At 72.3% G+C, this 9,411-nt stretch carries 14 protein-coding genes; 10 read left to right on the top strand and 4 right to left on the bottom strand.

Annotated elements, in window-relative coordinates; genetic code table 11:
- Window positions 1-72: 72 nt before the first annotated feature.
- The 3 genes from ACFY0F_RS16725 (at window position 73) to ACFY0F_RS16715 (ending at window position 1,434) form a co-directional block, all read left to right on the top strand.
- Complete coding sequence (locus tag ACFY0F_RS16725; protein ID WP_388793820.1) at window positions 73-882, top strand: SDR family oxidoreductase; 810 nt, start codon at window positions 73-75, stop codon at window positions 880-882.
- Between the two features lie 4 nt (window positions 883-886).
- Window positions 887-1,048 carry a hypothetical protein gene (locus ACFY0F_RS16720; RefSeq protein ID WP_388793818.1) on the top strand — a complete coding sequence of 54 codons (162 nt, stop codon included), beginning with the start codon at window positions 887-889 and terminating at the stop codon, window positions 1,046-1,048.
- A 140-nt stretch (window positions 1,049-1,188) separates the two neighbouring features.
- Window positions 1,189-1,434 (top strand): hypothetical protein, encoded by a 246-nt coding sequence (locus tag ACFY0F_RS16715; protein ID WP_388793816.1) that lies wholly within the window; start codon window positions 1,189-1,191, stop codon window positions 1,432-1,434.
- A gap of 237 nt (window positions 1,435-1,671) precedes the next feature.
- On the opposite strand, the gene ACFY0F_RS16710 is transcribed toward ACFY0F_RS16715, so the two are convergent.
- Window positions 1,672-2,244, bottom strand: coding sequence for a VanZ family protein (locus ACFY0F_RS16710; RefSeq protein WP_388793814.1), 573 nt, complete (start codon window positions 2,242-2,244; stop codon window positions 1,672-1,674).
- Window positions 2,245-2,495: 251 nt separating this feature from the next.
- Between ACFY0F_RS16710 and ACFY0F_RS16705 the strand changes: the two genes are divergently transcribed.
- From ACFY0F_RS16705 to ACFY0F_RS16680, 6 genes are read left to right on the top strand one after another with little or no spacing between them, the layout of a single operon-like run.
- Window positions 2,496-2,678 carry a hypothetical protein gene (locus ACFY0F_RS16705; protein WP_388793813.1) on the top strand — a complete coding sequence of 61 codons (183 nt, stop codon included), beginning with the start codon at window positions 2,496-2,498 and terminating at the stop codon, window positions 2,676-2,678.
- Window positions 2,675-3,127 (top strand): MrpF/PhaF family protein, encoded by a 453-nt coding sequence (locus ACFY0F_RS16700; protein ID WP_388793811.1) that lies wholly within the window; start codon window positions 2,675-2,677, stop codon window positions 3,125-3,127. The genes ACFY0F_RS16705 and ACFY0F_RS16700 overlap by 4 nt, the downstream gene beginning before the upstream one ends.
- Window positions 3,120-3,380: a Na(+)/H(+) antiporter subunit B gene (locus ACFY0F_RS16695; RefSeq protein WP_388793809.1), complete on the top strand. Its 261-nt coding sequence runs from the start codon at window positions 3,120-3,122 to the stop codon at window positions 3,378-3,380. The genes ACFY0F_RS16700 and ACFY0F_RS16695 overlap by 8 nt, the downstream gene beginning before the upstream one ends.
- Window positions 3,377-4,117 (top strand): MnhB domain-containing protein, encoded by a 741-nt coding sequence (locus tag ACFY0F_RS16690; RefSeq protein WP_388793807.1) that lies wholly within the window; start codon window positions 3,377-3,379, stop codon window positions 4,115-4,117. Before ACFY0F_RS16695 ends, ACFY0F_RS16690 begins: the two co-directional genes overlap by 4 nt.
- 19 nt (window positions 4,118-4,136) lie before the next feature.
- Window positions 4,137-4,484: a sodium:proton antiporter gene (locus ACFY0F_RS16685; RefSeq protein WP_388794092.1), complete on the top strand. Its 348-nt coding sequence runs from the start codon at window positions 4,137-4,139 to the stop codon at window positions 4,482-4,484.
- The gene (locus tag ACFY0F_RS16680) at window positions 4,484-6,253 is read left to right on the top strand and encodes a complex I subunit 5 family protein (protein ID WP_388793806.1); all 1,770 of its coding nucleotides are present in this window, start codon (window positions 4,484-4,486) and stop codon (window positions 6,251-6,253) included. The genes ACFY0F_RS16685 and ACFY0F_RS16680 overlap by 1 nt, the downstream gene beginning before the upstream one ends.
- A gap of 26 nt (window positions 6,254-6,279) precedes the next feature.
- Here the strand turns inward: ACFY0F_RS16680 and ACFY0F_RS16675 are convergent, their stop codons facing one another.
- Window positions 6,280-6,942, bottom strand: coding sequence for a DUF4230 domain-containing protein (locus tag ACFY0F_RS16675; RefSeq protein WP_388793804.1), 663 nt, complete (start codon window positions 6,940-6,942; stop codon window positions 6,280-6,282).
- A gap of 323 nt (window positions 6,943-7,265) precedes the next feature.
- Complete coding sequence (locus tag ACFY0F_RS16670) at window positions 7,266-7,643, bottom strand: hypothetical protein (protein WP_388793802.1); 378 nt, start codon at window positions 7,641-7,643, stop codon at window positions 7,266-7,268.
- A gap of 275 nt (window positions 7,644-7,918) precedes the next feature.
- Between ACFY0F_RS16670 and ACFY0F_RS16665 the strand changes: the two genes are divergently transcribed.
- Window positions 7,919-8,872 carry a ribose-phosphate diphosphokinase gene (locus ACFY0F_RS16665; RefSeq protein WP_388793801.1) on the top strand — a complete coding sequence of 318 codons (954 nt, stop codon included), beginning with the start codon at window positions 7,919-7,921 and terminating at the stop codon, window positions 8,870-8,872.
- 24 nt (window positions 8,873-8,896) lie between these two features.
- On the opposite strand, the gene ACFY0F_RS16660 is transcribed toward ACFY0F_RS16665, so the two are convergent.
- The gene (locus ACFY0F_RS16660) at window positions 8,897-9,277 is read right to left on the bottom strand and encodes an anti-sigma factor antagonist (protein ID WP_388793799.1); all 381 of its coding nucleotides are present in this window, start codon (window positions 9,275-9,277) and stop codon (window positions 8,897-8,899) included.
- Window positions 9,278-9,411 lie beyond the last annotated feature (134 nt).

Here is a 9,411-nt window from a genome sequence, read left to right as displayed (position 1 = left end):
GTCCTGCCGGTTTGCCCGGTGCGCTCCCGGGTACTGCGGTGCTCCGTCCGCCCCTGGAGGAGGAGGTCTGTCATGTCCGCTCCCGCTGCATCGCGTTCCCCGGTGGCCGTGATCACCGGCGCCGACTCCGGTATCGGCCGGGCCACCGCCGTCCGCCTGGCCCGGCAGGGCGTGGACATCGGGATCACCTGGCACAGCGACCTCAAGGGCGCCGAGGAGACCGCCGAGGAGGTGCGCGCCGTGGGGCGGCGGGCCGTCGTGACACAGATGGACCTCACCCGGCTGCCCGCCGCCGCGGGCGCGGTCGACGAGCTGTGCGACCGGCTCGGCCGGCTCGACATCCTGGTCAACAACGCCGGTACGGGCACCTCGACGCCCTTCGTCGACCTGGAACCGGACAAGGTGCGCGAGGTCATCGACGTCGACCTGCTCGGCCCCTTCCTGTGCGGCCAGCACGCGGCCCGGCACATGATCCGGCAGGGCGACGGCGGCCGGATCGTCAACGTGACCTCCGTCCACGAACACCAGCCCCGGGTGGGCGCGGCCCCGTACTGCGCGGCCAAGGGCGGGCTCGGCCTGCTCACCCAGGTCATGGCGCTGGAACTCGCCGAGTACGGCATCACCGTCAACGCCGTAGCCCCCGGCGAGATCGCCACGCCCATGACCGGGCAGGAGGACACCGACCCGCACACCGAGAGCCGTCCCGGTGTGCCGCTCGGACGGCCGGGCGACGCCCGGGAGGTCGCCAACGTCATCGCCTTCCTGGCGGGCGAGGAGGCCTCCTACGTCACCGGCGCCTCCTGGGCCGTCGACGGCGGCATGCTCCGGATGGGCCCGATGGCCGGATCCCACCTCAAGAGCGACGACTGGCGGCGTCCCTGAGACCGTGAGGCCGCGCACCAGCTCCTGCGACCGGCCCGGTTTCAGCCGGGTCCGCCGCGGCCGGGGCTTCGGCCGGCGGGACGAGAAGGGCTGGCCCCTCACCGATCCCGCGCAGGTCGCCCGGATCCGGGCCCCGTCCGTCCCGCCGGGCTGGCGGGACGTGTGAATCTGCTCGTGGCCGTCGCGGTGGCCGTCACCCCCGCTGCCTGGGCAACACGCCCGCCCGTGTGCCGGACCTCCCGCATCGACCCCCGGGTGGCGCCCGCGAACGGCCGCGGGGGCGGGTCCCGTCCTAGGCTGGATCACATGACCGAACAAGCAGCTCCCTACATGTCCCACCCGCGGATCCTGGTGCACGCGGTGATGCCGGGGAAGCCGGGCAGCCCGCCCTTCCGCATCGTGGAGATCGACGGTCAAGTGGTCGGTGAGGCGAAGGCCGTCACCGACGTCCTCGAAGCCGCCGCCGCGTACGGCATCACGATCCACGACCTGGACGACCCCGACCAGGTGCGCTGGGTGGGCGGCGACAAGTTCACCTGGGCGACCCACTAGGGGGTGTCTTGTGGATCACGCCGGGGTCGCGGGGTCTGGCACGCACATCTGCGGCGTTGTCGTCGGTCCTCGACGCTCCGCGTCGACTCCCTCCTCCGCCTTGCAGCTGCACGCACCAGACCCCGCTCGGGTCGGCTGGAAGGCGCCGTCGGTCTCAACCGGCCTGATCCACAAGACACCCCCTAGGGCCCCGGGAACCCGACCCGGACAGCCGGTCGGCGCCGCCCACCCCGGCGGTCACTGCTTCCGCACGCGGGCGTGCACGCGGCCGAGCCGGCGCCCCAGCAGCAGGTAACCCACGAGGGCCCCCGTGGTGTTGAGGATGACGTCGTCCACGTCGAAGGCACGCCCGGTCACCAGCAGGCCCTGAGCGGTCTCCACCAGCAGCATCACGATCGCGGTGACCAGCAACACCCTGAAGATGCCGCGCACCCGGGGCACGAGGATCGGCAGCAGCACCCCGAACGGGACGCCCAGCACCAGGTTCCCGCCGATCTGCTTGACGGCGTCACGCAGTTCGGGCTGGTCCAGATACGCTTTCAGAGAGCTGCCCGGGTGCAGATTGGTGTGCGTGAGGGACACCGACGCCGGGGACGGCTCGAGGGTGAGCCGGGCCAGGACGACCGCGAACGCCACCATGAAGGCGAACGCCACCAGCATCGCCAGCAGTCGCACGGGGAGCGGGAGTACATGGTGCCCGGCCCTGTCCGGCGGCGCCTTCCGGTCGGCGCGGCCGTCCCTGGTGGTGTGGCCGGTTCTTGCGGTGTGGCCGCCCCTGAGGCTGCGCAGGCGTGCGGCTGTCATACCCATCCGGTCCTCCAGTCTTCAACCTCCCTGCGTGGTAGCGCGGTTACCCGGGATGCGCCGCAGGATGCCGACCGAGATGGCCAGGACCAGGGACCACCCTCGGTTTCCGGACGCCCTCCCGGGGCACTGGGGGCACAGGCCCGCGCGCCGCCGCTCGCTCCGGCCCGGGCGGTGCTTGGATGCCCGGAGCGGCGAAACCGGCCAAACGGACACAACGCCGTGAAACCGGCTGCCTCAGGCCCGAGGAGGTGTGTGTGAACCGGCGTACGGCCCTCCTCGCCGTCGGCGAGTGGCTTCTGTGGTGGGCCGCGCTCACCCTGCTGTGGCTGGTGCTGATCAGCACCGTGGACACCCTGGAGTGGGCGGTCGGCGCGGCTGCGGCGGCCGTCACGGCGCTCGCCGCCAGGGCCGCGCGACGGGCGGTGAACTGGCGGTGAACGGCTGGATCCTGGCCGCGGCCGTCCTGCTCGCCGGGGGCGCGGGCACGGCCCTGTGGGGTGTGGCCACCGGCCCGCTGCGGCGCCGTGTCATGGCCCAGAACCTGATCACCTCGGCGGTCTGCCCCGCCCTGCTGCTCCTCTCCCAGGGCTATGGCCGCCCCTCGTACGTCGACCTGGCCCTGCTGCTGGCGCTGCTCGGCCCGGTCGGCACCCTCGTCTTCGCCCGGCTGCTCAGCGGCGAACTGGAGGACGACCGGCCGCGGGCCTGGGGACCGACCTGGGCCGCCGCGGGCCTCGGCGCGGCCGTCGTGCTCGTCCTGTGCGCGGTCACCGGACCGAGCCGCGCGACGGTCAAGCTCCTCGTCATCGGCGCCCTGCTGGTCGGCGGCAACCTGGTGGCCTCCCGGGCGCTGTCCGGCGGAGTTCGGGGAGTGCCCGGTGGCTGACGCGGTGATCGTCGTCGCCCTGCTGCTGGTGGCCGCGGCGGCGCCCGCGGCCGTGGTCAACCGTGACCCGGCCCGCCAGGCCCTGGTGCTGTCCGTCCTCGGCGTGCTGCTCGCCGTGCTGTTCACCGTGCTGCAGGCCCCCGACGTCGGCCTGTCCCAGCTGGCCGTCGGCTCCGCGCTGACCCCGCTGCTGGTGATGCTGTCGGTGCGCAAGGTCAGGCGCCGGCCACGGGCCAAGGACGGCGACCGGTGACCCCGCGCGCCCGGCTGTGGCTGCTCGCCCTGGGCGGCGCGGGCCTCGCCGTCCTCCTCGTCGCCGCCTGCCTCGACCTGCCGTCCTTCGGCGGCCGGCGGCACCCCTACGGGGCGCGGGCCGTGCACGCCGCCCTCGCCCGGCACACCGCCAACATGGTCGCCTCCGTCAACTTCGACCAGCGCGCCTACGACACCCTCGGCGAGATGACCATCCTGTTCGCCGCCGTGCTCGGCTGCGTGGTCCTGTTGCGGCAGACCCGCGACGAGCACCGGGCCCGGCCGGAACCCGCCGAGGTGGCGCTGCCGGTACGCCGCTACGCCCTGGTCGTGCTGCCCGTCGCCCTGCTCACCGGCCTCTACGTGATCGCGCACGGCCAGCTCAGCCCCGGCGGCGGCTTCCAGGGCGGCGTGGTCGCCGCCACCGCCCTGCACCTGCTGTACCTCGGCGCCGACTACCGCGCCCTGGAACGCGTCCGCCCGGTCGCCCTGTTCGAGGTCGGCGATTCCCTCGCGGCCTCCGCCTACCTGGTGCTCGGCCTCGCCGGCCTGCTCGCCGGGACCGCGTTCCTGGCCAACACGCTGCTGCCGTACGGCACGTTCAACACCCTCTCGTCCGGCGGCATCGTCCCCCTGCTGAACGCGGCCATCGGCATGGAGGTCGCCTGCGCGGTGGTCGTGCTGCTCGCCAATTTCCTGGACCAGGCCGTCGAGATCGAAGGGGAGAACGGGAGTTGAGACCACTGTGACCACCGTCCTGCACGTCCTTCCGTACCTGGTCGCCGCATGGGTCTTCCTGACCGGCTGCTACGGCCTGGCCACCAGCCGCAACCTGATCCACGCCGTCGGCTGTCTGTCGGTGTGCCAGGCCGCCACCTACGTCCTGCTGCTGGCCGTCGGCTACCGCAGCGGTGGCACGGCCCCGGTGTTCTCCGACATCGAGCCCGGGTCGCGACCCGTCGTCGACCCCCTGGTGCAGGCTCTCGCCCTCACCGACGTCGTCGTCGGCGCCACCGTCACCGCGCTGCTGCTCGCGCTCGTCATCCAGATCGGCAAGCGGCACGGCACCGTCGACCCCGACGAACTCAGGGAGCTGCGCGGCTGATGCACCACCTGCTGCCGCTGCTGGTCGCCGTACCGCTGCTCGGTGCCGCGCTGCTCATCGCGACCGGCCGCCGTCTGCCCCGCGTCGTGGCCGAGGCCGTCGGCTGCGCGGTCTCCGGCAGCACCGCCGCGCTCGCGGTCGTCCTGCTGCTGAACTCCTCACCACCGCTGGTCGAGTGGGCGGGCGGCTGGGTGCCCGTGGGCGGCGAGAGCGTCGGTATCGTGCTCACCGGGGACGGACCGGGGCTGGGCATGGCCGCGCTGGCCTCCCTGCTGACGCTGGCGGCGCTGGTGTACTCCTGGCACTACTTCGACGAACCCCCGCGCCGGCACGCCGGTTCCTTCCCCGCCCTGATGCTGCTCTTCCAGGGCGGCATGTGCGGTTTCGCGATCGCGGGTGACCTGTTCAACGCGTTCGTGTTCTTCGAGCTGATGAGTGTCGTCGCCTACGCGCTGACCGGCTACCGGATCGACGACCCGAAGGCCGTGCAGGGCGCGGTCACCTTCGGTGTCGTCAACTCCCTGGGCGCGTACGCCATGCTGATGGGCATCGGCCTGCTGTACGCCCGCACCGGCGAGCTGGGCATGACGAAGATCGGGCGCGGACTCGACGCCGCCGCCACGCACGGGCGGCCTGACGCGCTGGTCCTCGCCGCCTTCGTGCTGGTCATGACCGGGCTGCTGGTCAAGGCCGCCACCGTGCCCTTCCACTTCTGGCTCCCGGACGCGCACGCCGTGGCGCCCACCCCCGTGTGCATGCTGCTGTCCGGTGTCATGGTCGAGCTCGGCGTCTTCGGCGCGTGGCGGGTCTACGGCACGGTGTTCTCCGGGCCGGGCGGGATTCCGCCCGCCGACGTGGAACGGGCGCTGGTGGTGCTCGGCGCGGTGACGGCGGCCGTCGGCGCCGCGATGTGCTGGTACCAGCGGCACATCAAGCGGATGCTGGCGTTCTCCACCATCGCCCACACCGGGCTGTTCCTCGTCGGCGTCGGCACGCTCACCCCCGAGGCCGACGACGGGGTCGCGCTGTACGTCCTCGGGCACGCGGGGGTGAAGGCGGCGCTGTTCGCCTGTGCGGGCATCCTCCTCGACCGGTACGGCAGCGTCGACGAACACGCCCTGCACGGCAGGGCCCGGCGGCTGCGCGGGGTCGGGGTGATGTTCACCGTCGGCGCGCTGGGCCTGGCCGGGCTGCCGCCGTTCGGCACGGCGCTCGGCAAGTCGGTCGCCGAGGAGGCCGTGGGCGGCCCGCTCACCGTGCTGTACGTCGCCGCCTCCGCGGTGACCGCCGGCGCGGTGCTGCGGGTCGCCGCCCGGGTCTTCCTGGGCCTCGGACCCCGTCCCGAGGACGCCGCCGAGGGCGAGACCACCGGCTCCGAGGAACGGCCGGAGACCCGGGGCAGGCTGCGCCGGGTCCCGGACACGATGACCGCGGTCCCGGCGGTGCTGCTCGCCGCGGCCGTCGCCGTCGGCCTGGTCCCCGGTTTCGCCGGCGCCGTCGCCCGGGCCGTCAACGAGGCCGGGTCGGGCGGTGCCGCGGCCGCCGTGGGGTGGACCCCGGTCGGCATCCTGCTGGGCCTCCTCTCCACACTGCTGGCCGTGGGTCTCGCCGCGCGGGCCGTCACCCGTCCGGGCCGGTCCACCGCCCCGGACTGGGTACGGCCGCTGCGCCGGCTGCAGTCGGGCCACGTCGGCGACTACGTGGCCTGGCTGCTGCTGGGCACCACCCTGCTCGGAGCGCTCGCCCTGCCGGGTGTGCTGGGCGGCTGAGGCGCGGGCAGGCCCGGTGGGCCCTGTCAGGACCCGTAGCTCACGTGCACCTCCTTGAAGCCGAGGGAGCCGAGCAGGCCCTGCAGCATGTCCGTGGTGTTGGTCTCGGCGCGCGTGGTCAGCCCGCTGTCCCTGGCCGCGGTGCCGATGTGCTTCACGGCGAGCTCCTGCACGGCGTGTTCGCTGTTGGGGTTGTCCGAGAAGAGGTCGCCGAGCCGGTCCAGCAGACCGCGCTGCTTGGACACGGCGTACGAGTGGTCGGCGTCGAGCGCCGGCTTGCCGAGCCGCGCGTGCGGCAGCCGGAGCGTGGCCGACGTGCGGTCGTCGTTGACCGTCACGTCGTCCTTGCCGACCTGGCCGAGGTCGACGTAGGCGTCCACGGTGCCCGCGCCGACGTAGAGGGTGCGGGTGCCGCGGATCGCGTCGGGCAGGTACTTGGCGTCCTTCTCCAGGTCCACGACGACCTGGAAGTTGCCGGAAGCGGCGTCGTAACGGCTCATGTCCTGGATGGACTTCAGCAGCGCGGGGCCGGAACGGTCGTGCGTCTGCGTGCCGAACAGGTCCTTGATGCCCGGCAGCACGGCCAGCCGGATCCCGGCGAACAGCACCACGAGCACCAGCACGAACGCGGTCACCACCTTGGCCCAGCCGGGCATGCGCCTGGGCAGGCGCGTGGGGGAAGTCGTCATCGTGACGGGCCCTCCTTCCTACACACCGCATGCCCGTCAAGGGCCGTAACAGACCGGTGCGTTGGGGCAGCTCAGGGAAACGCCCTCACGCGGGATCGCGGCGCCGGACGGCGTGGTCAGGGGAAGCGCTCGATGCCGCGTGGTGGCGCCGTCTTCGCGATGCCGACGGTGAGTTCCTGGTGGCCGTCCTCAGACACCGGATCGGCGGCAACGACTCCTGGTGGACCCGGGTCCGGCACACCGGGAGCGGCATGCCGCAGTTGACCGGCGGCCCCGGGTTCGTGGCGCTCTCCCCCGACGGGCAGGTGCTGCTGGCGGAGGATTCAGCACGTGGAGCTACTGGAGATCCTTATCCCGTTGACCTTGTAGGCGTCGGTGAAGACCGTTTGGCTGTTGGGCTCCAGACAGACCGAGCCACCGCTCTGGAGCCGCAGATACACCACGTCGTCATTGCGCGTGTTGAGGACCCCGTAGTGCGGCCGCGGCGTCACCGCCTGGTAGCCGCTGGTGACGTCCCGGTACTTCGAGATCACAGTGCCCGCGTTCAGGGCGTTGCCGTCCGCGTAGAAGCATACGTACGGGTACGGGCAGCCTTGGGTGGGGGGCTCCGCGTGGGCTGCGGCCGCGCCGGTCAGGGACATGGCCGCAACCGCCACGCTCACTCCCGCGAAGCGTGAAACCTTGACGACGACGGACTGCATCAAACCTCCAAGAACGGATGTCCCGGTGGACGGGCCATTGGTGGGTGCCTTGCCGGACGGCCGGCCGCTTCAGCCGGCGCGACAGCCGTAGCCCCGGTGCCTCGTGGCACTGAGGTGACGGCCGCCACCCCTGGAGGACGACCACGCCGGTGCCGAGGTTGCCTGCCGCTTCGGAGCCGACGCCCCCCGAAGCGACGTCCCCCACGCATCCGTGCCGTGGTGAGAGGGGCAGTAGCATGAGCCGCGACCCGTAATGATCACGCGAGGAGCGGATCGTGCGAGACATCGCCGTCTTCAGTGGCAGTGCCCACCCGGAACTGGCGAAGGAGGTCTGCGCCCACCTCGGCGTGCCGCTCAGCCCGACCCGGGTCAGCCGGTTCGCCAACGACTGTCTGGAGGTGCAGCTCCAGGCCAATTGCCGCGAACGCGACGTCTTCCTCATCCAGCCGCTGGTCAGGCCGGTGCAGGAGCACCTGGTCGAACTGCTGCTGATGAGCGACGCGGCCCGGGGCGCGTCCGCGGGACGGATAACCGTCGTCATGCCGCACTACTCCTACGCCCGCTCCGACAAGAAGGACGCCCCGCGCATCTCGCTCGGCGGCCGGCTGGTCGCTGACCTGATGGTGGCGGCGGGCGCGAGCCGGGTCCTCGCCATGACGCTGCACTCGCCGCAGGTGCACGGCTTCTTCTCGGTCCCGGTGGACCACCTGCACGCCCTGCGTGAACTGGCCGCGCACTTCAAGCGGTACGACCTCACGCGTACCACCGTGGTCTCACCCGACCTCGGCAACGCCAAGGAGGCCGCCGCGTTCGCCCGGCTGATCGGCGCGCAGGTGGCCGCGGGCGCCAAACAGCGGTTCGCCGACGACCGGGTGAGCATCAGCTCGGTCATCGGTGATGTGGCCGGGCGGGACGTGATCGTGCTGGACGACGAGATCGCCAAGGGCAGCACCGTGCTGGAACTGCTGGACCGGCTTCGGGAGTTGGGGCCGCGTTCGATCCGGGTGGCGTGCACGCACGGACTCTTCGCGGCGGGTGCGCTGAAACGGCTGAGCGAGCAGCCGGACGTGCTGGAGATCGTGTGCACCAACACCGTGCCGGTCCCGGTGGACGAGCGCACCGAGAAGCTGCGGGTGCTGTCCATCGCCCCGGCGCTGGCCGAGGCGGTGCGGCGCATCCACAACGGTGAGTCCGTCAGTGCCCTGTTCGACGAGTCGCGCGGCGAGTGACCGCCGCCCGGCCGGCGAAGGCCGTCACAACGTGCCGGACGTCGCCTCGGACCGCCGCAGCGCCTCCTCCAGGGTCGGCCGCGGCGGCAGCAGCCGCGACGTCCCCGTCACCTTCAGCACGCGCAGGGTCAGCGGGTGGGTGCACACGAGGTGCAGCTGCCCGTCGCGCTCCAGCACCCGGCGGCGGGCCCGGTGCAGCAGACGCAGACCCGAACAGTCGAAGAACTCGATCTGCCCGAGGTCGATCACGATCCGCGCGCCGGTCCGGTCCGTCACCCGGTCCAGGTACGGAGTGATCTCCGTGGCCGCCATGATGTCGATCTCGCCGCGGAACTCCAGGACCGTGTGCCCGCGGTCCTGGTGGATGCGCAGGTGCCGGGTGAGTGGTGCGGGTTCCTGATGCATGCCGGCGTCACCTCCCACCCGTGCCGGGCCATCCGCTCCCCGCACTGCAAGTTACCCTCGATAGAGGGAATTTGAGCATGTTCGATTGACATATGTCTTCGACTTTGGCGCGTGTCTTCCTGTGGTCTGCGCGA

Origin of the sequence: Streptomyces sp. NPDC001544 (assembly GCF_042894285.1) — a bacterium.
GTDB lineage: Bacteria > Actinomycetota > Actinomycetes > Streptomycetales > Streptomycetaceae > Streptomyces.
This window is presented reverse-complemented; position numbering and strand designations above follow the sequence as displayed.

What these genes read in the sequence shown, in the direction of transcription:
- ACFY0F_RS16675 (WP_388793804.1), bottom strand. Translation starts at nt 6,942, where the DNA reads ATGACGACTTCCCCCACGCGCCTGCCCAGGCGCATGCCCGGCTGGGCC.
- ACFY0F_RS16710 (WP_388793814.1), bottom strand. Translation starts at nt 2,244, where the DNA reads ATGGGTATGACAGCCGCACGCCTGCGCAGCCTCAGGGGCGGCCACACC.
- ACFY0F_RS16725 (WP_388793820.1), top strand. Translation starts at nt 73, where the DNA reads ATGTCCGCTCCCGCTGCATCGCGTTCCCCGGTGGCCGTGATCACCGGC.
- ACFY0F_RS16660 (WP_388793799.1), bottom strand. Translation starts at nt 9,277, where the DNA reads ATGCATCAGGAACCCGCACCACTCACCCGGCACCTGCGCATCCACCAG.
- ACFY0F_RS16680 (WP_388793806.1), top strand. Translation starts at nt 4,484, where the DNA reads ATGCACCACCTGCTGCCGCTGCTGGTCGCCGTACCGCTGCTCGGTGCC.
- ACFY0F_RS16715 (WP_388793816.1), top strand. Translation starts at nt 1,189, where the DNA reads ATGACCGAACAAGCAGCTCCCTACATGTCCCACCCGCGGATCCTGGTG.
- ACFY0F_RS16670 (WP_388793802.1), bottom strand. Translation starts at nt 7,643, where the DNA reads ATGCAGTCCGTCGTCGTCAAGGTTTCACGCTTCGCGGGAGTGAGCGTG.